The organism is Buttiauxella cochleicola (assembly GCF_021283185.1).
GTDB classification, from domain to species: Bacteria; Pseudomonadota; Gammaproteobacteria; order Enterobacterales; family Enterobacteriaceae; genus Buttiauxella; species Buttiauxella massiliensis.
The window spans coordinates 267,232-289,207 of record NZ_JAJSOS010000001.1 but is presented as its reverse complement, the minus strand read 5'-3'; the positions used below and the strand labels follow the sequence as shown (position 1 = coordinate 289,207).

General features: G+C 49.2%; 21 protein-coding genes. 12 read left to right on the top strand and 9 right to left on the bottom strand.

Going from position 1 to position 21,976, the window contains the following annotated elements; translation table 11 throughout:
- Window positions 1-136: 136 nt before the first annotated feature.
- The 3 genes from LVQ76_RS01325 to LVQ76_RS01315 all read left to right on the top strand — a co-directional run bounded on the left by LVQ76_RS01325 (window position 137) and on the right by LVQ76_RS01315 (window position 3,592).
- The gene (locus LVQ76_RS01325; RefSeq protein WP_232864248.1) at window positions 137-1,129 is read left to right on the top strand and encodes a LacI family DNA-binding transcriptional regulator; all 993 of its coding nucleotides are present in this window, start codon (window positions 137-139) and stop codon (window positions 1,127-1,129) included.
- 144 nt (window positions 1,130-1,273) lie between these two features.
- Complete coding sequence (locus LVQ76_RS01320) at window positions 1,274-2,221, top strand: 2-hydroxyacid dehydrogenase (RefSeq protein ID WP_232920792.1); 948 nt, start codon at window positions 1,274-1,276, stop codon at window positions 2,219-2,221.
- A 57-nt stretch (window positions 2,222-2,278) separates the two neighbouring features.
- Entirely contained in the window at window positions 2,279-3,592 is a 1,314-nt protein-coding gene (locus tag LVQ76_RS01315; RefSeq protein ID WP_232864250.1) for an MFS transporter, read from the top strand.
- Window positions 3,593-3,595: 3 nt separating this feature from the next.
- On the opposite strand, the gene rna is transcribed toward LVQ76_RS01315, so the two are convergent.
- Entirely contained in the window at window positions 3,596-4,393 is a 798-nt protein-coding gene (rna, locus tag LVQ76_RS01310) for a ribonuclease I (RefSeq protein ID WP_370640055.1), read from the bottom strand.
- Between the two features lie 94 nt (window positions 4,394-4,487).
- Entirely contained in the window at window positions 4,488-5,864 is a 1,377-nt protein-coding gene (gene dcuC / locus LVQ76_RS01305) for an anaerobic C4-dicarboxylate transporter DcuC (protein ID WP_232904067.1), read from the bottom strand.
- A gap of 413 nt (window positions 5,865-6,277) precedes the next feature.
- Here dcuC and LVQ76_RS01300 point away from each other — a divergent pair, with 413 nt between their 5' ends.
- From LVQ76_RS01300 to cspE, 7 genes are all read left to right on the top strand, one after another.
- Complete coding sequence (locus LVQ76_RS01300) at window positions 6,278-6,688, top strand: DUF2946 domain-containing protein (protein WP_232904066.1); 411 nt, start codon at window positions 6,278-6,280, stop codon at window positions 6,686-6,688.
- A gap of 65 nt (window positions 6,689-6,753) precedes the next feature.
- On the top strand, window positions 6,754-7,101 hold the full coding sequence (locus tag LVQ76_RS01295) for a copper-binding protein (protein ID WP_232864253.1): 348 nt from the start codon (window positions 6,754-6,756) through the stop codon (window positions 7,099-7,101).
- 11 nt (window positions 7,102-7,112) lie between these two features.
- Window positions 7,113-8,369 carry a TolC family protein gene (locus LVQ76_RS01290; RefSeq protein ID WP_232920790.1) on the top strand — a complete coding sequence of 419 codons (1,257 nt, stop codon included), beginning with the start codon at window positions 7,113-7,115 and terminating at the stop codon, window positions 8,367-8,369.
- Window positions 8,369-9,826, top strand: a complete 1,458-nt coding sequence (locus LVQ76_RS01285) for an efflux RND transporter periplasmic adaptor subunit (protein WP_232920789.1) — start codon at window positions 8,369-8,371, stop codon at window positions 9,824-9,826. Before LVQ76_RS01290 ends, LVQ76_RS01285 begins: the two co-directional genes overlap by 1 nt.
- The gene (locus LVQ76_RS01280) at window positions 9,823-12,942 is read left to right on the top strand and encodes an efflux RND transporter permease subunit (RefSeq protein ID WP_232920788.1); all 3,120 of its coding nucleotides are present in this window, start codon (window positions 9,823-9,825) and stop codon (window positions 12,940-12,942) included. The genes LVQ76_RS01285 and LVQ76_RS01280 overlap by 4 nt, the downstream gene beginning before the upstream one ends.
- A gap of 188 nt (window positions 12,943-13,130) precedes the next feature.
- A complete protein-coding gene (gene pagP, locus LVQ76_RS01275; RefSeq protein ID WP_370640054.1) occupies window positions 13,131-13,688 on the top strand; it encodes a lipid IV(A) palmitoyltransferase PagP in 558 nt (185 codons plus the stop codon).
- A gap of 201 nt (window positions 13,689-13,889) precedes the next feature.
- On the top strand, window positions 13,890-14,099 hold the full coding sequence (gene cspE, locus LVQ76_RS01270; RefSeq protein WP_004100146.1) for a transcription antiterminator/RNA stability regulator CspE: 210 nt from the start codon (window positions 13,890-13,892) through the stop codon (window positions 14,097-14,099).
- A 212-nt stretch (window positions 14,100-14,311) separates the two neighbouring features.
- Here the strand turns inward: cspE and crcB are convergent, their stop codons facing one another.
- Entirely contained in the window at window positions 14,312-14,695 is a 384-nt protein-coding gene (gene crcB / locus LVQ76_RS01265) for a fluoride efflux transporter CrcB (protein ID WP_232864257.1), read from the bottom strand.
- A 107-nt stretch (window positions 14,696-14,802) separates the two neighbouring features.
- Between crcB and LVQ76_RS01260 the strand changes: the two genes are divergently transcribed.
- Together LVQ76_RS01260 and tatE are read left to right on the top strand one after the other, a co-directional pair.
- Window positions 14,803-15,591, top strand: coding sequence for a deaminated glutathione amidase (locus LVQ76_RS01260; protein WP_232920787.1), 789 nt, complete (start codon window positions 14,803-14,805; stop codon window positions 15,589-15,591).
- 127 nt (window positions 15,592-15,718) lie between these two features.
- Window positions 15,719-15,922 carry a twin-arginine translocase subunit TatE gene (tatE, locus tag LVQ76_RS01255; RefSeq protein WP_064517012.1) on the top strand — a complete coding sequence of 68 codons (204 nt, stop codon included), beginning with the start codon at window positions 15,719-15,721 and terminating at the stop codon, window positions 15,920-15,922.
- 98 nt (window positions 15,923-16,020) lie between these two features.
- On the opposite strand, the gene lipA is transcribed toward tatE, so the two are convergent.
- The 6 genes from lipA to mrdB form a co-directional block, all read right to left on the bottom strand.
- Window positions 16,021-16,986, bottom strand: a complete 966-nt coding sequence (gene lipA / locus LVQ76_RS01250) for a lipoyl synthase (RefSeq protein WP_232920786.1) — start codon at window positions 16,984-16,986, stop codon at window positions 16,021-16,023.
- 272 nt (window positions 16,987-17,258) lie between these two features.
- Window positions 17,259-17,900: a lipoyl(octanoyl) transferase LipB gene (gene lipB / locus LVQ76_RS01245; RefSeq protein ID WP_232920785.1), complete on the bottom strand. Its 642-nt coding sequence runs from the start codon at window positions 17,898-17,900 to the stop codon at window positions 17,259-17,261.
- 86 nt (window positions 17,901-17,986) lie between these two features.
- Window positions 17,987-18,250: a DUF493 family protein YbeD gene (gene ybeD / locus LVQ76_RS01240; RefSeq protein WP_034456720.1), complete on the bottom strand. Its 264-nt coding sequence runs from the start codon at window positions 18,248-18,250 to the stop codon at window positions 17,987-17,989.
- 111 nt (window positions 18,251-18,361) lie between these two features.
- Window positions 18,362-19,573, bottom strand: coding sequence for a D-alanyl-D-alanine carboxypeptidase DacA (gene dacA / locus LVQ76_RS01235; protein WP_034457229.1), 1,212 nt, complete (start codon window positions 19,571-19,573; stop codon window positions 18,362-18,364).
- 143 nt (window positions 19,574-19,716) lie between these two features.
- On the bottom strand, window positions 19,717-20,847 hold the full coding sequence (rlpA, locus tag LVQ76_RS01230) for an endolytic peptidoglycan transglycosylase RlpA (protein ID WP_232904059.1): 1,131 nt from the start codon (window positions 20,845-20,847) through the stop codon (window positions 19,717-19,719).
- Between the two features lie 16 nt (window positions 20,848-20,863).
- A complete protein-coding gene (gene mrdB / locus LVQ76_RS01225; RefSeq protein ID WP_064553411.1) occupies window positions 20,864-21,976 on the bottom strand; it encodes a peptidoglycan glycosyltransferase MrdB in 1,113 nt (370 codons plus the stop codon).

Sequence of the window (21,976 nt, the reverse complement as noted above, 5' to 3'; positions counted from 1 at the left end):
GCGGGTAAAACTGTGAAGTAGATCACTGCGAATAGTGTTACGCCCGCGTGATACCTGGAGTGTGAAGTGTGGTAGCTTTTCTTTTGTTAAGGATGCGAGGCATAATCCTTTTCCCGCGGGTTATCAGGAAAACCAGATGAAGTACCAGCGCATTACATTGCAGGACATTGCCGCCCTTGCGGGGGTGACAAAAATGACCGTCAGCCGTTATTTGCGCACGCCGGATAAAGTAGCCCCGGAAACTGCCGCCCGAATCGCTGAAGTGATGGCGGAAGTCAATTATATGCCTGACCCTGAAAACAGGGCTTTGGCGAGCAATATGCAGCCGCGAATCGGCGTCATTATTCCCTCCTTTAATAACCAGATTTTTGCCGATTTACTGGCAGGTATCGAATCCGTAACAAAGCCGATGGGTTACCAGACGCTGGTGGTTAATTACGATTACGACCGCGAGCGCGAAGAAGAGCAAATTGCCACGGTGCTGGGTTTTAACGTCGCGGGACTTATCCTGACGGAAACCGTGCATACGCTGCGGACCGAGAAGTATTTAAGTGCTGCCGGAATCCCTGTGGCTGAAGTGATGGACCTGGTATCTGGTAGCGGGCGCATTAACGTCGGCTTTGATAACTTCCGTGCCGGATTTGATATGACCAATATGCTGATTGCCAGTGGCAAGAAGCGGATTATCTATTTAGGTTCGATGGCCGATGTGCGTGATATCAAGCGATATGAAGGGTATTGCAAAGCCATGGCTGACGCGGGTTTGACTGATGGGCGGCTAATGCCAAATAAAGTTTCCTCTGTAAGCGTAGGAACAGGAATGATGGCGATGGCGCGCCAGATGTACCCGGATATGGACGGTATTTTGTGTACTAATGACGATCTCGCAGCGGGAGTGTTACAAGAATGCCTTGCTGCCAACATTCGTGTGCCGGAACAGATGGGAATTGCTGGTTTTCACGGCCTGGAAATCGGCCAGGTTACGGTTCCAAAACTTGCCAGTGTTGTCACGCCACGCTTTGAGATCGGGAAAGTCGCCACGGAAATTTTATTGAAGAAAATCAATAAACAACCAACAATTGAACAAGTCGATTTGCACTATCGCTTATCTCTTGGCGGCACGCTGTAGTCGCTTAAATGCTGAAGCGATCACGCTAACGGTAACACGGTTTTCTAACATGGATTGGCGTGACCTACGTCGCAAAACCCTGCGCTTAAAAAGGCTTTGATGTTAAGCAGAAATATTGACTTAGCTGACTTAACCGGGGGAACCATGTCGCAACCTACCCAACACGTATTACTTATTGCTCCAGTGATGGATGCACTTCAGCAGCAACTGGAGACACATTACACCGTTCATCGCCTTTACCAGCAGTCTGACGCTGCGGCCTGGCTTGCTGATAACGGCGCACAAATTGGTGCTGTTGTGACGCGTGGGGATATCGGCGTGACTACCGCCGTGCTGGAAAATCTGCCACAGGTCGGTGTGATTGCTGTTTTTGGTGTCGGTACAGATGCGGTGGATCTGGAATATGCTCGCCGTCGCGATATTGCGGTGACCATTACTGCCGGGGCACTCACCGACGATGTCGCTGACCTGGCTTTCGGTTTGCTGTTGAGTAGCGCTCGCCAGCTCTGCCAGGGTGACCGCTTCGTACGAGAAGGGCGTTGGCTTCAGGAAAGCCCTGCATTGGCAACCCAGGTGAGCCGTAAACGTATCGGCATCTTTGGGATGGGGAATATTGGCCGAGCCATTGCCCGTCGTGCCATCGGCTTTGATATGGAAATTTATTACACCGATCGCGAAATGGATAGCTCTCTGCCGTATCACTGGTGTGAGGATGTATTAAGTCTTGCCCGCAATAGTGACTTTTTTATTGTTGCGGTATCGGGTGGCAAGGCAAGTCACGGCATTGTGAATCGGCAAGTATTCGAGGTATTACCTAATCATGCGTTGGTCATTAATATCGCTCGGGGTAGTATTATCAATGAGCAGGATTTAATTACCGCCTTGCAAAATGGTGATATTTCCGGTGCCGGGCTGGATGTTTTTGTGAATGAACCTAATGTACCTGCTGAATTAATCTGTATGGAGAATGTGGTATTACAACCGCATGTTGCCAGCGCCACGCATGAAACACGCCAGCGCATGAGTAATATCGTATTTGAAAATGTTGAGGCTTATTTCAACCATAAACCTCTGCCGCACCGTATTAAGTAATTTCCCGGAGCCCTTTATTAAAAAGGGCAATGACTTTTATTGTCACGGATAAATACCATGGAAAAGAAAATCCCCGGCACTCGCTGGTGGCGCGTGGTCGCGCCTATTTTAATCGCCTGTATTATTTCTTTTATGGATCGGGTGAATATTAGTTTCGCACTTCCCGGTGGAATGGAGGCTGATTTAGGTATAACCAGCCAAATGGCAGGTCTCACCAGCGGGATATTTTTCATCGGTTATCTTTTCTTGCAGATTCCCGGTGGGCGGGCGGCGGTGAACGGTAGTGGTAAACGGTTTATCGCCTGGTCGCTGGTGGCGTGGGCTATCGTTTCTGTCGCCACAGGTTTTGTCACCAACCACTATCAGGTCTTAGTTCTGCGGTTTGTGCTCGGTGTCGCCGAGGGCGGAATGCTGCCAGTCGTGTTAACGATGATCAGCAACTGGTTCCCGGACCGCGAAATTGGGCGAGCGAATGCTTTCGTCATGATGTTCGCTCCTATCGGCGGTATGGTAACCGCGCCAATCTCGGGTGCGATTATTCAGAGTCTGGACTGGCGCTGGCTGTTTATCATCGAAGGTTTGCTGTCGATTGTGGTCTTGGCGGTGTGGTGGTGGCTGATTAGCGACCGTCCGCAGGAGGCTCGCTGGTTACCTGCTGCAGAACGTGAATACCTGCTGGCGGAATTTGAACGCGACCGTCAGGCGCGAAGCCTGAAGCAGCCGGTAAGTAATGCTCCGTTGCGCGATGTATTTCGTAACAGCAGTCTAATGAAGCTGGTGGCACTTAACTTTTTCTACCAAACCGGTGATTACGGCTACACGCTGTGGCTGCCGACAATCCTCAAAAACCTTACCGGCGCGAATATGGCGGGTGTCGGGCTGCTGGCAATAGTGCCTTTTGTCGCGACGATTATCGGTATCTATGTCATTTCAATGCTCAGCGATAAAACCGGTAAACGCCGACTGTGGGTAATGATTTCACTGTTGTGCTTTGCCGCGGCATTGCTGGCGTCGGTAGTTTTACGTCATAACATTATCGCGGCCTACATTGCTTTAGTGGTGTGCGGGTTCTTCCTGAAGGCTGCAACCAGTCCGTTCTGGTCGATTCCGGGGCGAATTGCATCACCAGAAGTTGCCGGTGGGGCACGTGGTGTGATTAACGGATTAGGCAATCTTGGGGGCTTCTGTGGCCCGTGGCTGGTGGGGATGATGATTTATCTCTATGGGCAGAACATGGCAGTCTGCGCCCTGGCTGGTTCGCTGGTGATTGCGGCACTGATAACTCTGACGCTACCAAAGAACTGCGATCTGACTCCCGATAATGGAAAGTCAGTCGCAGACGAGTCGGCTAAACAGCCACATGTTGCTTAACGATCAATAACCTACAGCATCCAGGCGGAACTGCTTCGCGCAGTTGCCTGGATTTCTTTGTGTGGCAAACGAACCTTCATTAAGCGGGCCATTAATTTTTGCAGCATCAAGCGAGATTTGCATTTCCGTCAGGTATGCCGGGTTACCGTTACAGGTCAGTTTTACCGCCTTCACCGCATCATTTCCCCAGCTCTTTTCCAACGCTTTATTGAACGCTTTTCGCGTGACGACTTTGCCGTAGTTTGTTGCCAAAAATTCACCGAAAGCGCTTTGTTTGAATTCATTGTTCAGGCGAACCATGGTGCCGAAATAGGCGTTGGGGTTAAAACCAAAACACGCGCCATGTTTTGCGAACTCATAGCGTTCAAGGCACGACTGACCTCCAGCCCCTGGCATGACACCCGCAAGTTTGCTGGCGATATCTGTTGATAACGCAGGTGCTGGTGCCTGGCATTTTTGCGAACCGCGAACTTCAGCCATGTTCGGCACCGGGCGTGTTGAACAGCCGTAGCGCATCCATCGTTTTTCATCCACACCGCGCGCCGCTACCGATTTTGGCAAACCTGGCCACAGGCCGTGCACGGTTAAGAAAGTGCGCTTGTCATTTTGCTCTTGCTGAGTTTTACATTCGGCAGGTTCGTTGCGGTTACGCTCATGCATGCTCTGGCAAAAACCGGTTTGCCAGGACAGAGCCAACACGTAACGGTCGAAATCGGCATACTGTTTGGCGGTGAGTTCCTCCGCGTGTAACAGATGGCTGGTGGCCAGTAGGGAAGTCAGGATTAGCGTGTTTTGCCACATTAATTTCATCGTTTTCTCGCTCAGGCTTCCAGAAGTCACTTTATTTAAACATAAAAAAAGCGCCTCAATGAGGCGCTTATTACAAAGCTAAAGATTAAGGCAGAATGGCAGCAGACGGCACCAGAATTTCGGTGGCGATAATCACGACAATCAGACCAACAGCAACGGGGACTGACGTGCGTTTTACCACTTCGAATGGAGAGATTTTTGCCATCCCTGCAACCGCAACAACTACACCGGAAACCGGAGAAATGGTGCGTCCAAGGTTGGAGGCTTGCAGCATTGGGATCGCCAGGTACGCCGGGTTAATGCCGGAGGAGTGAGCCAGTTTCGGGATCATCTCAACGAAGGCATAAAACGGTGCGTTACCGGAACCGGTGGTCATCGCAGCCAACATCGTCAGCACGACCAGCACCAGCATCAGAATGATACTTGCTGAACCGAACGAGGTGGCAATCGATATTAGGCTCTGGATAAAGCCGATGGTGCTAAGGCCTTGTGCAAACACACCCGCAGCAACCAACAGCATAACGACGTTTGCGAAGGCATCAGCCATACCGCGATAGCAGACTTCAAGGCCAGAGAAGACGGTTTGCGCTTTGAAGCTACGGAAGAATTCAATCACCGCGGCAATCAGAATACAGATCACCAAAATTGAGATGATGTGCAGTTGTGGACCCCATTTGCCGTCGAAAATCAGCACGCCGATAATTGGCGTAAATGGCAGAATGGCATAGAAAGAAGGCGCAGTAGTCTGGATTTCGCTGACATCAAGCATTTCATGGCTGACGTTTTCTTTTTTATCCAGGTAGCGTTGCCAGAAGAAGTGGGCAATCGCCATGGCAATAATGGCAGCGATAGAAATTGGCACGGTGGTTTTAAAAGCAAAATCAACCAATGACATTTCTGCAGCTTTTGCCGCCAGCACTACGTCACCAGAAGTTGGGGACAGGATGATTGCCGCAGGAGAAGCACAAATTGCTGCTGCCGCACCACGACTAATTCCCACGTTCACCATGACCGGGAACAACGTTGCCATCAGCAACACACCCAGGCCGGTTGCAGATGAAACCGCCAGCGACATCAGACAAGCCACGAAATAAGCGGCGATCATCAGGATATAGGGTGAGTTAATTAATTTCAGTGGTTTAGACGCAAGCTTAACCACCATATCGTTAGCGCCGATATGCGTCATATATGATGCGAAACCGCACAGCATCATGATCATCATGCCAAGATCGCCACCGCGGCTCATCAGCAGAATTTTGACATATTCAACGATATCAGTTGCGGTATACCCAGTGCTTTCGGCATTGCCAGGTAAAACCTTGTGACCCATCAGGGCACTTATAATCAGTAACGTTAAACCACCGACGAATAATACGCCGGTCGCGGAGTAGCCCTTGATGATGTAGCGAGCTACACCGACAATAACCACAACCCCAATAAGTAATTCAAGAGTAGTTAGCATTTGAGTCCCCTGTCGCGTTCGGCATCTTTACCCATTAAGGGGTGAGCAGTACCTGAGCGCAACGCCATGCCAGAAAATAAAAAAATAAGACGCTTTGCAGTCGTCGGCGAAAACGGTGCCAATCTGCCTGAATCATTGGCGCAGAATTCTGATGAGCATCAAATTTAGTAAGCTTCGTTCTGCTGCCATGACACTTTTGTCGGCAGCCTTGCAATTATGACATTTACTTATTGATAAGCGGTATATATTTATATCGCTTATTGCTCTGTTAATAATCATATGGAGGGAATTAAATTAAAATTATATTACATAATTGTTAATTACCTATCTGAATGTAAAGCAACTAAAAATCTCTTTAAAATAAAAAGGTCTAATGCTTATACTGCCGCCTCGTATATTTTGGGGTAACCAAGTTGCAATCCACTTTCTGGTCGACAAGCCGTTTACGCTTCCTCAGAAAGCATCTTTTGATGCTGCTGTTGGCGTTTGGCTGGCTGTTTGTCAACAGCCAGGTCGCAGTGGCATCGCATGACTGCCCGGTAGAAATTAGCGCGCCATCCCTTTCCGTTCAGCATAGCGAACATATGCTGATGAAAAACCATTGGGATATGGTGAAAGCGAAGGGAACGCTGTGTGATAAACATTGCATTCCGGACGTGATGCAAAAAGATAACGGCTACAGTTCTTTGGCCGCATTGCCGGTTACCGATACTCTGGCCTTAGTGATCCCCGAATGCACTGAAACGGTTACCTCGGTTGCCTTATTAACTCCGCCTGCAACTGGCCCTCCGGCCACAATACGGTTTTGTCGTTTTAGAGAATAACTCCAGCACTGTCTTGGTTCATCCCTTACGGATTTCATCCTTTGACTTTAGTTCTGGAGATTTTTATGTCTGCTATTTCTGCACGTTTCTTTACAGCCGTTGCGCTGTCAGTATCAGCTTTCTTTACTTTGGCTCACGCAGCTTCTCACGATATGACTCATGAAATGTCGATGGCTCAGCCAATGGCCTCTGAGGTTTACCACGGCCATGGTGTGGTAAAGAAAGTCACCAACGATTCCATTTCAATTGCCCACAAACCTATCGCTGCCCTTAACTGGCCCGCAATGACGATGACATTCAGCTTGCCTGAAGCGGGTTCATTAGCGACGGTGAAAGCCGGTGACACGGTTGATTTCACTTTTAGCCAGCAGGCTGAAGGTTACCAACTCGCTTCGGTTACCCCGACTAAGTAACTGAGGCCATCATGAAACAACATTCCCTGAGCTTATGGCTCGGCGGGGTGCTGTTTGCTGTGTCTGTCTCTGTCGCAAATGCGGCAGAGTTCAGCCTGCAACAGACCCTGGCCGCGGCCGTTCATTATTCCGCAGAACTTTCTGCCAACCGTAATCAGAGCAACGCGCTGAATGCGATGGCTGATTCTGCCCGCGAATTACCCGACCCGAAATTGAAATTCGGCATTGAAAACGTGCCGGTACAGGGCAGCAACAGCCACCGTTTTACTCGTGAAGGCATGACCATGCAGCGCATTGGCATCATGCAGGATTACGTCAGCGAGGAAAAACGCGACCGTAAAGCAGAAACTATTCTGGCGCAATCGGCCAGCAGCGCTGCGAAAGCGGAAGTGATTCGAGCGACGTTACAAAGAGTTACGGCGCAGGCCTGGCTCGATTTAGCGTTATCGCAAAAGGTGCTGGTGGGCGCTCAAAAGCTGGTGGCAGAAACCGAACGCCAAATCAGCGTGCAAAAAACCACCGTCGCCAGTGGTAGTTCCCCGGCATCCAGCGTGGTGGATATCCGCATGACGCTATTGGGGATGCAGGACAAAGTCACGCTCGCCCAGCGCGATGTGACGCTGGCGCAAACTCGTTTACTGCAATTAACCGGTGAGAACATTGAGGACACACGCGGCACATTACCGCGCTATCAGCGCTTGCCTGCGGACCCGGAAATACTGGAACAAAACGTCGAGCAGCACCCGGAAGTGATAGAAGCGGCGCGTGAGGCGGATGTTGCCAAAGCGCGTTCGGCGCAGTCTGCAGTCGCCGCGAAGCCGAACGTGGGGGTTGAGGTTTATTACGCCCATCGCGCCGATGATTACGACGATATGGCAGGCGTGATGTTTACCGTCGATTTACCGATGTTTAAATCTCAGCGCCAGGACAAAGATCTCGCGGCGGATATGTCGCGTTCAATGGAAGCCAACGACCAATTGGCATTGGCGAACCGCGACCGTATAGCATTGGTGCGCACGCTTGTCGCGCAGTATCAGGCAGCTCAAACACTCTGGCTGCGCCAGCAAGAAGAGATTTTGCCGTTGCAACGCCAGCGTCTTTCACTGATTGAAGCGCAATACCGTGCCGGGCAATCCACGCTTTCCGATTTGCTCACTGCGCGCCGCACCTTACTCGATACCGAACTGACCGCGAATAGCGCTGAAAAAAGCGTGGCTGAAACCTGGGCCGCCATCCGCTACCTGACGCCACAGGATGACAACCAATAATGAAAACCATAACGAAACTCTCATTGTTAGCGCTCACTATCGCGGCGGCACTTGGCGCTGGGTATTACGCGGGTAAACAAAGCCATTCCACCACTACTACACAATCTGTTCAGCCAGAACGCAAAGTTCTTTATTGGTATGACCCGATGACGCCCGGACAGCGTTTCGATAAGCCGGGTAAATCGCCGTTTATGGATATGGACCTGGTGCCGCGTTACGCCGATGAAACCACTGAAGATGGCGGAGTGACGGTAAGCGCTCGCCAACAACAAAATCTGGGAATAAGAACAGCGCTGGTTGAGAAGAAAGTGCTGGATTATCAGTTTGATGCTTTTGCCACTGTTTCTACCGATGAGCGCAGCGTGCAGATTATTCCGGCCAGTGCTAATGGCGTCGTTGAGAAGCTATTTGTTAATGCGCCGCAGCAATTTGTGAAAGCAGGTGAACCACTCGCACAGCTGTGGATACCTGAATGGACAGCAGCTCAACAGGAATATCTGGCGGTGCGCGGTTTGGGCGATAGCGCGTTAAGTTCTGCCGCGCGTGAGCGCCTGCAACTCCAGTTTATGCCTGCGGAAATTATCAACCAGGTTGAGCGCACCGGGAAACCGCAAACGCGTGTGACAGTGCGGGCTAAACAAGCAGGCTACATCAACAAGCTGGAAACGCGTGAAGGGGCGCAGGTTACACCAACCGCACCGTTGTTTGAGGTTGCCAGCCTCGAATCTGTGTGGATTGTGATTGATTACCCACAAATTCAGGCGCAGGTGCTGCAAGTGGGAAGTGAGATTCAGGCATCGAGCAATAGTTGGCCTGGTGAGACTTTCCATGGCCGCGTGAGTGAACTACTCCCCAATATGGATACGTCCACCCGAACGCTGAAAGCGCGCATCGTGGTGGACAATCATCAAATGAAGCTCAAGCCTGGGATGTATCTCAATGTGAAACTAGCCAGGCAGCTTAATCTCCCGCCAGTGCTGGCTATTCCTGAAGAGGCGATGATTGAAACGGGCAGTAATAGCCGAGTGTTAGTCGCTCAGGACGATGGTCATTTCAACCCGGTGAATGTCGTGGTTGGGGCGGCGCAAAATGGCTGGGTTGAGATTAAACAAGGATTGAAAGAGGGCGATAAAGTTGTGACCTCCGGGCAGTTCCTGATTGATTCCGAAGCAAGCCTTCGTAGTGCATTGCCACAGGAGAAAACTGCCAAGGCAACTGCCCAAGAATATCAAGGGGAAGCCGTAGTAAAAGGCATTGCTGATGACGCGATTACCCTTTCGCACAAACCGATCCCAGCGTTGAAATGGAATGCAATGACCATGGACTTTGCTCTGAAATCAGCCGCTGACGCGCAGAGTGTGAAGGTTGGGGATCGCGTGATGTTCAGTTTCACAATGGATGACGAACATGGCGCAGTAATCACTCATCTGATGCCGATGGCGGGGGCAATGAAATGATTGCCGCCGTTATTCGTTGGTCACTTAAAAACCGGCTGCTGGTGTTGCTTGCGGCGATCATGATGGCTGCATGGGGAATTTGGTCGCTGCAACGCGCACCGCTGGATGCGCTGCCCGATCTCTCAGACGTACAGGTGATCATTCGTATCAATTACCCAGGCAAAGCGCCACAGGTCGTTGAGGATCAGGTTACTTATCCGCTGACCACTACCATGCTTTCGGTACCAGGCGCGAAAACTGTGCGCGGGTTTTCGATGTTTGGTGACTCCTATGTCTACATTCTGTTTGAAGATGGCACCGATCCGTACTGGGCGCGCTCGCGGGTTCTGGAGTATTTAAGCCAGGTTCAGTCGCAGTTACCTCCAGAAGCTAAAGCCTCGTTAGGGCCGGATGCGACGGGGGTGGGTTGGGTTTATGAATATGCGCTGGTGGACAGAACCGGCAAACACAGCCTGGCAGATTTACGCGCCCTTCAAGACTGGACGCTTAAATTTGAGCTCAAAACTGTGCCGAATGTTTCGGAAGTTGCGAGCGTAGGCGGCATGGTTCGACAGTACCAAATCGTCCTCGATCCGCAGCGCATGCGGGCGCTGAACATCACACATGAACAAGTTATTAGTGCGGTGCAAAGCGCTAACCAGGAAGGTGGCGGTTCGGTCATCGAAATGGGCGAAGCCGAATATATGGTGCGCACGGCAGGTTACCTGAAAAATCTGAATGATTTTAAACAGGTAGTGATCACCACGCGCGAAGGCGTGCCGGTGTTATTGAGCGATGTAGCAACGCTGCGCATGGGGCCTGAAATTCGCCGGGGCGTGGCGGAATTTAATGGTGAAGGTGAGGTTGCGGGCGGCATCATTGTAATGCGCTATGGCAAGAATGCGCTGGATACCATTAATGCAGTGAAGGCAAAACTCCAGCAAATCCAGAAAAGTTTGCCAGCGGGAGTCGAAATCGTTCCGGTTTACGATCGCTCGCATCTGATTGAAAACGCGATTGAAACGCTGTCCCACAAGTTGCTGGAAGAGTTTATTGTCGTCGCCATTATTTGCGCGCTGTTCCTGTTCCATTTCCGCTCGGCAATGGTGGCGATGATCACCCTGCCGCTGGGAATTTTGGGTGCATTTATCGTCATGCACTACCAGGGGGTGAACGCCAATATTATGTCGCTGGGTGGGATCGCCATTGCGATAGGGGCGATGGTTGATGCGGCGATCGTGATGATCGAAAACATGCATAAAGTCCTGGAGCAGTGGCGGCATGACAACCCTGGCAAACAGCCAGCAGGAGCTGATTACTGGCGGATATCAGAACAAGCTGCCGTGGAAGTGGGGCCTGCGCTGTTCTGTAGTTTGCTGATTATCACGCTGTCGTTTATCCCGGTGTTTTCCCTTGAAGCGCAGGAAGGGCGCATGTTTTCGCCGTTGGCATTCACCAAAACCTACGCCATGGCGGTGGCGGCAGGGCTGGGAATCACGCTAGTGCCAGTGCTGATGGGCTATTTTATTCGCGGGAAAATCCCTGATGAAAAGGCAAATCCCATCAACCGTTGGTTAATTGCCGCCTATGAACCACTGCTGGATAAAGTGCTGGCGCGCCCGAAAACTACGCTGCTGGTTGCAGGGTTAGTATTATTGGCGACGTTATGGCCGCTGAGCCGACTTGGAAGTGAGTTTATGCCACCGCTTGATGAAGGCGACTTGCTGTACATGCCATCAACGCTGCCGGGTATTTCCGCACGTGAAGCCGGACGTTTACTGCAACAGACAGACCGCTTAATCAAAACCGTGCCTGAAGTGGCGACGGTATTTGGTAAAGCTGGACGCGCAGATACTGCAACCGATCCTGCACCGCTAACCATGATCGAGACCACTATTCGTTTTAAGCCGCGCGATCAATGGCGGCCAGGAATGACGATGGATAAGCTGGTTAGTGAACTCGATAGCGTGGTGAAAGTACCGGGAATTGCTAACGTTTGGGTGCCACCTATCCGTAACCGCCTGGACATGTTGGCGACGGGTATCAAAAGCCCGGTAGGCATTAAAGTAAATGGCAATAATATTGCCGCCATTGAGCAGGTGGCTGAGCAAATCGAGCGAGTGGTGAAGCAAGTTCCTGGTGTCACATCCGCTCTTGCGGAAAGACTCGGTGGTGGGCGCTATGTTGATATCAATATCGACAGGCTTAAAGCGGCGCGCTATGGCGTCTCAGTCAAAGAGTTACAGTCATTAGTCGCGACGGTGATTGGTGGCCAAAATATCGGTGAAACGATTGAGGGACGTGAACGCTATCCGATCAATATTCGCTACCCGCGCGAAATACGTGACAACGTCCAAAAATTGCAAAACTTGCCGGTGATTACCGCGAATGGTAGCCAGATTGCGCTTTCTGAATTGGCAGATATCACTATCACTGATGGTCCACCAATGTTGAAAAGTGAAAATGCCCGTTTATCTAATTGGGTTTATGTGGATTTACGTGGGCGCGATTTAAAATCAGCAGTGGAAGATATGCAGCGTGCTGTTTCCCAGCAGGTGAAATTACCTGATGGCGTCTCATTATCCTGGTCTGGTCAATTTGAATATTTAGAGCGAGCAAGTGCTAAATTAAGAATAGTCTTACCATTCACTCTGGTCATTATTTTCGTCTTGCTTTATGTAACATTCTCACGTGTAAGTGATGCGTTGTTAATAATGGGGACTTTACCATTCTCACTTATTGGTGGTGTTTGGTTGCTATATTTGCTGGGATATAATTTATCCGTTGCGGGTGCGGTAGGATTTATTGCATTGGCTGGGGTAGCAGCTGAATTTGGCGTAATAATGGTACTTTATTTAAATCAAGCTATTGCGAGGCATAAAGCGTTAGATCCACAGGGAGGAAAACCCATGCTAATGCGCGCCCTACATGAGGGCGCAGTGCTACGCGTCAGGCCTAAAGTGATGACTGTTGCGACGATAATGGCAGGTTTATTGCCGATTATGTGGGGCGACGGTACGGGATCAGAAGTGATGCGCCGTATTGCGGCCCCGATGATTGGCGGCATGATTACAGCCCCATTACTATCGATGCTAGTCATCCCCGCAATGTATGTGTTACTAAAAAAGCATAAATAATAGTCGGTTACCCTTGTTGTTTTTAGCTTAAAAAACAACAAGGGTGATTTTTTTTGGGATATTAAAATAAGCGTGAAAGGCTGTTTTTAGGAATTAGCCATAGGCTTATTTAGCTTTTGTTAATATATAATTTGTTAGGCTGTATATTGGATTTTGATGTGGAAATCAATGTGACACTAACAAATAAAATCATCTTTTCTGTTATTATTTTTGTATCACCATTAATGGTGCTACCTGCTGCAATTGCGAGCCAAAATAGTGTATTAGGTGACGCCTGGAATACTTTGTCTGATAACGTTTCACAAACATGGAACGAGCCGCAACATTATGATTTGTATGTGCCAGCAATAACCTGGCATGCTCGCTTTGCATACGACAAAGAAAAAACCGATCGCTATAACGAACGCCCTTGGGGGATTGGGTTCGGGCAAACGCGTTGGGATGACAGCGGCAACTGGCATGGTTTATATCTGATGGCGTTCAAAGATTCCTATAACAAATGGGAACCTATCGGTGGCTATGGCTGGGAGAAGATCTGGCGTCCTTTGACGGATGATAACTTCCGTCTTGGTCTGGGCTATACGCTGGGGGCAACAGCGCGTGATAACTGGAACTACATTCCGATTCCCGTGATTTTACCTTTGGCATCGGTAGGTTATGGCCCTGCAACGTTCCAGATGACTTATATACCCGGCACGTACAACAACGGTAACGTTTACTTTGCCTGGTTACGCTTCCAATTCTGATGGGCATTGGTAGTCTGGAATCATACAAATCGCGTATTTTTGCTGTCTGGTATTCAAAAATACGGACTGCTGCACAGTTTTTAAAAGAGGTAGTAATTTTTATCACTTTTTAGCAATTCTGGGCTGGACAAAATCCATCACAATTGGTGTACTGATGCCCGACACAGCATTTGTGTCGTTTTTCATGTAAAGGTAATTTAGATGTCTAAGATTAAAGGTAACGTTAAGTGGTTTAACGAGTCAAAAGGCTTTGGCTTCATTACTCCGGAAGATGGTAGCAAAGACGTGTTCGTACACTTCTCTGCAATCCAGAGCAATGGTTTCAAAACCCTGGCTGAAGGTCAGCGCGTTGAGTTTGAAATCACTAACGGTGCCAAAGGCCCATCTGCTGCAAACGTAATGCCTATCTAAGGCTTTACCAGTAGAATATAAAAACCCGCTAAGGCGGGTTTTTTTTGCTTTAAATTCAGGGGAAAAGATAAACTTTCACAAAGCACATCACAATCAACGTGCTCATCAGCACCGCTGTCCATCCAGCAACACGTTCTTTCATAAGTTTGCCTCACGCTCATTTTGATCCAGAGTGGCAGACAAAAATTAAGCTAACCTTAACGTGGCTTGAATCATTGACCGTAGGCTAAAGAAACTATCCAAAATGCGATGGCAGTCATGGTGAGTGAACCTGCGAGATTAAGCAGCATATTCAATCCAGCCCAGGCCAGACGCCCATCTTGTAGTAAGAAAACAACTTCTGCCGAGAAAGTCGAAAAAGTTGTAAGGCCGCCACAAAAACCTGTGGTGATTAAAAGTTTCCAGACAGGGTCGAGGTGAGTCATTCTGGTAAACAGCGCCAGCCCAAGCCCAATAATAAACGCGCCAACCAGGTTTGCAGTCAACGTCCCGACGGGAATCGCTGCATGTACTGGGTTGAGCTTCATACTCAATAACCAACGCACAACACTTCCTGTCCCACCGCCAATAAACACGGCTAAAAGCATCTGCAACACGATAGTTTCCTGTTCGTTCTTATTTTAAAGTGCTTGAGTGTAACTTCAGCACGGGAAGTTTCACACCCGGTATACTGAAATTATTCGCAGCCTGTTGAGAGATGACAATGAAAGTTGCAGTAGGACAATTTGCGGTGAGCAAGGTATGGCAGGAAAATGTACAAACCTGTCTGGGGTTGATGGCGCAAGCACAAGCTGCAGGGGCACAATTGCTGGTATTACCCGAGGCTGTCCTGGCTCGTGATGATAGCGACCCCGATTTATCCGTAAAATCAGCGCAAATCATGGACGATGAATTTATCGATAAGCTTTGCGAGCAGAGTCGTAATGATAATCTTACAACCATACTGACATTGCATATCAAAACCACGGTGGGTCGTGCGGCAAATACTTTGCTGGTAATTCGTGGTGGCGAGGTGATAGCTCGGTATCAGAAACTTCATCTCTATGATGCGTTTAATGTACAAGAGTCGCGCCTGGTTGATGCAGGTGAGGTATTGCCGCCATTAATTGAGGTAGCAGGTTTTAAAGTGGGCTTAATGACCTGCTACGATCTGCGTTTTCCAGAGATGGCTTTGAGTCTGGCTTTAGCGGGCGCGGATGTTTTAGTCTTGCCTGCGGCATGGTTACGTGGCCCAAATAAAGAGATGCATTGGTCAACGTTATTGGCGGCTCGTGCGCTTGATACCACATGTTATGTTGTGGCATCAGGTGAATGCGGTAATAAAAATATTGGTCACAGTCGAGTTATGGATCCGCTCGGCGTTGTCATTGCATCTGCAAATCAGCGACCGGCTTTGATCTATGCTGAGTTGGATGGCGAATATTTAACTGAAGTAAGGGCCATGTTACCTGTCTTGAAAAACCGCCGGTTTGGTTTACCCAAATTGCTATGATGGTTTTTAACTCGATCTTGATTCAACTTGTTACAGGTTGCTATTGTATCTCACGAGAAAATGACCGTTAATTGTCTCAGTGTATTATTCGCCGTATTCACGGCACGCATGATTAAAGAAGGTTGTTATGGGTGAGATTAGTATTACAAAGTTGCTGGTAGTGGGTGCGCTGATTGTTTTGTTATTTGGCACCAAGAAGTTGCGCACCCTGGGTGGTGATCTCGGCTCGGCAATCAAGGGCTTCAAGAAAGCCATGAATGAAGACGAGACTACCGCTAAGTCTGCCAACGATACGGATGCAACAACTGACCGTATTACGCATAAAGACTGATCACGACGCAGCTTTCGACCAGATATAAAAAAACCGGCATCATTTATGCCGGTTTTTTTGTGCCTGGCGCAAATTAAAGGTAACGATTTGTTACATCGTTATTTAACTTCCATACCTTTAGCTTGTAGATCTGCATGGTATGAAGAGCGAACAAACGGGCCGCAAGCTGCATGAGTAAAGCCCATAGCCAGAGCTTCTGCTTTCATCTCTTCGAACTCGTCAGGGCTAACATAACGCTGCACTGGCAAGTGATGGCGGCTTGGTTGTAAATATTGGCCCAGCGTCAACATAGTGACGCCGTGGCGACGTAAGTCACGCATCACTTCGACAATTTCCGCGTTCGTTTCGCCTAAACCTACCATCAAACCTGACTTGGTAGGGATATCCGGATGCGCTTCTTTAAAACGCTCCAGCAATTTCAACGACCAGTTGTAGTCAGCACCAGGGCGTACTTTGCGATAAATACGCGGTACGTTTTCCAGGTTGTGGTTGAACACATCAGGCGGCGTGGCGGTAAGAATTTCTAGTGCTTTGTCCATTCGGCCACGGAAATCTGGCACTAATGTTTCAATTTTGATGGTCGGATTTTTTTCACGAATTGCGCTTATGCAATCGGCAAAATGTTGAGCCCCACCGTCGCGCAGGTCATCACGGTCGACAGACGTGATAACGACATAGCGTAATGCCATGTCAGCGATAGTTTGGGCCAATTTGGTGGGTTCATTGGCATCAGGTGCAACAGGGCGACCATGAGCCACATCGCAGAATGGGCAGCGACGAGTGCAGATTGCACCAAGAATCATAAAGGTTGCCGTTCCGTGGTTAAAACATTCCGCCAGATTAGGGCAGGAAGCTTCTTCACACACAGAGTGCAGACCATTTTTACGCATTGCCGCTTTGATACCCTGAATTCGGGTCGAATCAGATGGAAGTTTGATCTTCATCCATTCTGGTTTTCTTAACAGCTCCTGGCGCTCAGTCACCACGTTTTTCACCGGGATCAGAGCCATTTTATCGGCGTCGCGATACTTGACGCCGCGTTCCATTACAATAGGTTTACTCATATCGTACGTGTTCCAGTTGCTGAAAAAAATCAGGCTAATCGAATGTTTTATTTATCAACTATTTTTTAATAGCGCCCGAAGTATATCATCACTGAAGGGAATAAATCAGCCTGACAAAGCAGTAAATGGGGAAAGAATTGTAAATGAGTTGTTGGATTGTGCGCTTTTCGAGGTTAACAATTAGCAAATCGACCTCATAGCAACCGCCGGGAGGTCGATGTGACTACGCAGCCTGTAATTCGTCGAGGATGCAGTTGTCAGAGTAATAAATCTTAAGCAGGTAAGTATTGAACCGGCGGATTATTCAAAAGCTCGATGAATTTATTGATGAGCAATGGTTGTACATCTTCAAGTGACGTTCCAGCGCGTAGTGAACTGACCTGTGTCATCTCAAGACCTGCATATCCACAAGGGTTGATTCGCAGAAAAGGGCTGAGATCCATATCAATATTCAATGCCAGCCCGTGAAATGAACAGCCCTTACGAATACGTAAACCCAGAGAGCAAATCTTACGTCCATCAACATAGACACCAGGTGCATCCGCGCGTGGATAAGCGTCTATTTGAAATTCAGCAAGGGTATTGACCACTGTTTGCTCAAGAATAGTGACCAGTTCCCGAACGCCGAGCTTACGACGCTTAAGATTAAGCAACACGTACATCACTTGCTGACCGGGTCCATGATAAGTGACCTGGCCGCCCCGATCGCTTTGAATCACGGGTATATCACCAGGAACGAGCACGTGCTCCGCTTTACCTGCCTGGCCTTGTGTAAAGACACGCTCGTGTTCTACCAGCCAAATTTCATCGGCGGTCGTTTCATCACGGGTATCGGTAAAATCATGCATCGCCTGAGAAATGGGTTCGTAGGGTTGCAGGCCAAGTTGGCGGATTTGAATAGTATCTTGAGACAAAACATCGTCTCCGGCAGGTTAGAAAGATGAGGGAGTATATATCACCGGGGCAAAAAGCAGTACCCGGCCTAGTGGCCGGGTATGAATTACAGCACCATACGAACGATTTCGATTTTGCCGAGTTCTTCGTACAGGGTCTCAACTTGCTCAATGTGAGTTGCTTTAATGGTAACCGACACAGAATGATAATTACCTTTGCTGCTCGGTTTAACCTGCGGGGTGTAGTCACCAGGTGCGTGGCGCTGCACCACCTCAATGACCAAATCAACCAGCTCGGGTTTCGCCAAACCCATCACTTTGTAAGTAAAGGGAGTCGGGAATTCGAGCAATTCTTTCAGATTGGTTTTCATGGTAGCTCCAGCGTTACGGCATTAAAAATGATAACTCCCGCCTGGAGGGGCGGGAGCTGCTTTGATTCATAGTATATGGGGACGACTTCTATTCTTTCAAGTGTTCAATTATTAACCAAACCAATGATGGAATGTCAGTTTGATGTAATCAATGATACGACTGAAGAAATTACCTTCTGGCATTTCCTGAAGGACAACCAGTGGGCGTTGCTCGATAGTTTTCCCATCGAGTTGGAAATTGATGGTACCAACAACCTGGTTTTTCTGCAGTGGTGCGTGCAGTTCAGTGGTGTTAAGTACATAGCTCGCTTTCAGATCTTTCATGCGACCACGAGGGATTGTCAGATAAACGTCTTTATCAACCCCGAGCGATGCACGATCGTTATCACCAAACCAGGCTGGCTCAGAAGCAAACTCTTTACCGGCTTTCAGTGGCGAGACAGTTTCAAAGAAACGGAAGCCCCAGGTCAGCAGTTTTTTGCTTTCGGTTTCACGGCCTTTGTACGTACGTCCACCAAGTACTGCTGAAATCAGGCGCATCTGGCCTTCAGTTGCAGAGGCTACCAGGTTGTAACCTGCAGCATCGGTATGACCTGTTTTGATGCCATCAACTTGCAGACTGGTATCCCACAGCAAGCCGTTACGGTTTGTCTGGCGGATATTGTTGAAGGTGAACTCTTTCTCTTTGTAAATAGCGTATTCGTTCGGCACATCGCGAATCAGCGCCTGGCCAATCAACGCCATATCACGCGCTGAGCTGAATTGGCCTTCGGCATCGAGACCATGTACGGTCCCGAAATGGGTGTTCTTCAGACCCAATGCGGAAACATAGCTATTCATCAGACCAACAAATGCATCCTGGCTACCGGCCACGAAATCGGCCATTGCAACACATGCATCGTTACCTGATTGCAGGTTAATACCGCGAATCAGCTGTGATACCGGCACCTGCATGCCTGGTTTCAGGAACATCAATGATGAACCTTTAAATACCGGGTTGCCGGTCGCCCATGCATCCTGTCCAACAGTCACAATCGAGCTTTCGTTAAATTTACCGGCTTTCATCGCTTGACCGATGACGTAGCTGGTCATCATTTTGGTCAAACTTGCAGGATCACGACGAGTATCAGCATTAGACTCAGCCAGTACTTTACCGGAGTTGTAATCGATCAGGATGTACGCTTCCGCATCAATCTGCGGGACGCCTGGGATCATGGTTTTAATGTTCAGGTCGTCAGCGTGTGCGACAGCCATCCCCGAAAGAGTGAGGGCCGTAGTGAGCGCCAGGCGTTTAACAAAACGAAAAGAAGGGGCTGTATTCATGATTAGAACAACGACATCCATGATGGGAATAAAAAAAGTGCCTTACTATAGCAAAAGCGATTTTTGCTGGCATCCGTCTTTGCGCATCATTTGTTAATGGAATTTACATTAATTGACGCACGACGGATGCCAGACACAACCACTTACATAGCGGGTGCGTTAGTGATGAAAGATTGCTGCTGGGCTTCACTCATTAAACGTTGTTGCAGAGCGGCCGCTTCGTTCCGACTGCCAAATGGCCCAAGCTGTACACGGAACATAGCACCATTAGTGGAAACCTTGCCCGGCACACCAAATTGCTGGCTAAGTTTTTGTTGCCACTGAGTCGCACGATTCTGATCGCTGACTGCTCCGACCTGAACGACATAACGCCCGGAAGCTGTGGCAACTGGAGCTGCTGTCTGTACGCTACCCTGAACTGAGCCTGGCGCAGTAACCGGTGCATTTTGTTGTACAGGTGCTGCTGCTACTGCAGGAGCAGCTGCAACAGCAGGCTGGTCATTTTCAATCACACCGGGGGCCAGTGGCGTTGCAGCACCTAAGAAACCACTGCTATTGACCGGGGCTCCGGTAGTGTCTTCACTTTTTAGCGAGGAGTTACTAATAGCGCGTACCTCACCTTGCGGAGCTTCCGTTGGCATTCCTGAAGAAGCACTGCCCATTCCACCACTTAAATCAGGACGAGCGGGAAGGATGTAGGTCTGTTTGGCAACAGTTGTACACACAGTCCCAGGTCCGGACATGGAACCATCCTGGGCAACAATAATTGGGTCGATGCGTACTTTGGTGTTGTTCGAGTTGTTCAAACGGTCGGCTGCGGCGCGTGATAATGAAATGACGCGATCATTGCCATATGGACCACGATCGTTAATACGCACGACAATCATGCGCCCATTTGCGAGGTTTGTGATACGCGCATAGCTTGGAATAGGAAGTGTTGGATGGGCAGCAGTCAGTGCAGTCGCATCAAATGGCTCACCCGATGCTGTCAGGTTGCTACCTGGTTCCGCATCATAAATAGCGGCAAAACCTGCCTGGCTAAAGTTTGCCGGATTTTGCACGATTTTGTAGCGTTTACCGTTATTTTCGTAATCCTGATTAGCTGAAGGACTCAACGGTTCAAAGCGCGGTTCCGCGCCGCTTATCTCAACCGTCGGGCCATTACACACCGCCGGTTGCGGTTGCTGGTTTACCTGTTGTTGATCACTATCATCAGACGAGCAGCCAGCCAGTATTGCAGCAACGACACAGATCCCAAGCCAACGCTTAACCATTACGCACCTCATCCACTTACACGCTTTTTGATAACATTTTTCTGTGGGTATGTATCGACATCACGATACCAAACCCGGCCATCAGAACGATAAGGGCCGAGCCCCCGTAGCTCACCAGCGGCAAAGGTACGCCGACCACCGGTAAGATACCACTAACCATACCAATGTTAACAAACACATATACGAATAAAATCAACATTAGCCCACCAGCCATTACTCGACCAAATGTGGTCTGAGCACGAGCGGCAATGATAAGGCCGCGCATAATAAGCAATAGGTAGAGAGCCAGTAATACCAGAACACCCACCAAGCCTAGCTCTTCGGCAAGAACTGCAAAGATAAAGTCAGTGTGGCGTTCGGGTAAGAATTCAAGTTGCGACTGTGTTCCGTGTAACCAACCTTTGCCACGTAATCCGCCAGAACCAATAGCAATTTTAGACTGAATAATATGATAGCCCGCACCGAGAGGGTCACTTTCCGGATCAAGCAGCATCATTACGCGTGCACGTTGGTAATCGTGCATCAGGAAGAACCACAGAATCGGAATAAAGGCGGCAACCAATAGCACGGCAACACCGATAAGTTTCCAGCTCATACCGGATAAGAACAGTACGAACAGTCCTGATGCGGCAATGAGGATAGACGTTCCCAGGTCGGGCTGAGCGGCAACCAGCAGTGTCGGCATGAAAATGAGTATCAGCGCGATGCCGGTATTCTTCAGTGTTGGTGGGCAGACATCGCGGTTAATAAAGCGCGCCACCATCAGCGGCACGGCAATTTTTGCGATCTCTGACGGCTGGAAACGCACAATGCCGAGGTCAAGCCAGCGTTGTGCACCTTTGGATATCGCTCCAAACGCATCCACCGCCACTAATAATATTATGCAGACAATATACAGATAAGGAGCCCAACCTTCGTACACGCGAGGCGGGATTTGCGCCATCACGATCATCACAACCAGTCCCATCAGGATCTGGCCAATTTTACGCTCCATCATGTCCATGTCCTGGCCACTGGCGCTCCAGATTACCAGCGCACTAAAGATAAGCAGCGCCAGAATGGTCACAAGGAAGAGCGGGTCGATGTGGATTTTATCCCAGAACGACTTTTTATTTGGATTATCAGTCAT

Coding starts and splice junctions, on each gene's coding strand:
- LVQ76_RS01325 (WP_232864248.1), top strand. CDS start 137: ATGAAGTACCAGCGCATTACATTGCAGGACATTGCCGCCCTTGCGGGG.
- LVQ76_RS01320 (WP_232920792.1), top strand. CDS start 1,274: ATGTCGCAACCTACCCAACACGTATTACTTATTGCTCCAGTGATGGAT.
- LVQ76_RS01315 (WP_232864250.1), top strand. CDS start 2,279: ATGGAAAAGAAAATCCCCGGCACTCGCTGGTGGCGCGTGGTCGCGCCT.
- rna (WP_370640055.1), bottom strand. CDS start 4,393: ATGTGGCAAAACACGCTAATCCTGACTTCCCTACTGGCCACCAGCCAT.
- dcuC (WP_232904067.1), bottom strand. CDS start 5,864: ATGCTAACTACTCTTGAATTACTTATTGGGGTTGTGGTTATTGTCGGT.
- LVQ76_RS01295 (WP_232864253.1), top strand. CDS start 6,754: ATGTCTGCTATTTCTGCACGTTTCTTTACAGCCGTTGCGCTGTCAGTA.
- LVQ76_RS01290 (WP_232920790.1), top strand. CDS start 7,113: ATGAAACAACATTCCCTGAGCTTATGGCTCGGCGGGGTGCTGTTTGCT.
- LVQ76_RS01285 (WP_232920789.1), top strand. CDS start 8,369: ATGAAAACCATAACGAAACTCTCATTGTTAGCGCTCACTATCGCGGCG.
- LVQ76_RS01280 (WP_232920788.1), top strand. CDS start 9,823: ATGATTGCCGCCGTTATTCGTTGGTCACTTAAAAACCGGCTGCTGGTG.
- cspE (WP_004100146.1), top strand. CDS start 13,890: ATGTCTAAGATTAAAGGTAACGTTAAGTGGTTTAACGAGTCAAAAGGC.
- LVQ76_RS01260 (WP_232920787.1), top strand. CDS start 14,803: ATGAAAGTTGCAGTAGGACAATTTGCGGTGAGCAAGGTATGGCAGGAA.
- tatE (WP_064517012.1), top strand. CDS start 15,719: ATGGGTGAGATTAGTATTACAAAGTTGCTGGTAGTGGGTGCGCTGATT.
- lipA (WP_232920786.1), bottom strand. CDS start 16,986: ATGAGTAAACCTATTGTAATGGAACGCGGCGTCAAGTATCGCGACGCC.
- ybeD (WP_034456720.1), bottom strand. CDS start 18,250: ATGAAAACCAATCTGAAAGAATTGCTCGAATTCCCGACTCCCTTTACT.
- dacA (WP_034457229.1), bottom strand. CDS start 19,573: ATGAATACAGCCCCTTCTTTTCGTTTTGTTAAACGCCTGGCGCTCACT.
- rlpA (WP_232904059.1), bottom strand. CDS start 20,847: ATGGTTAAGCGTTGGCTTGGGATCTGTGTCGTTGCTGCAATACTGGCT.
- mrdB (WP_064553411.1), bottom strand. CDS start 21,976: ATGACTGATAATCCAAATAAAAAGTCGTTCTGGGATAAAATCCACATC.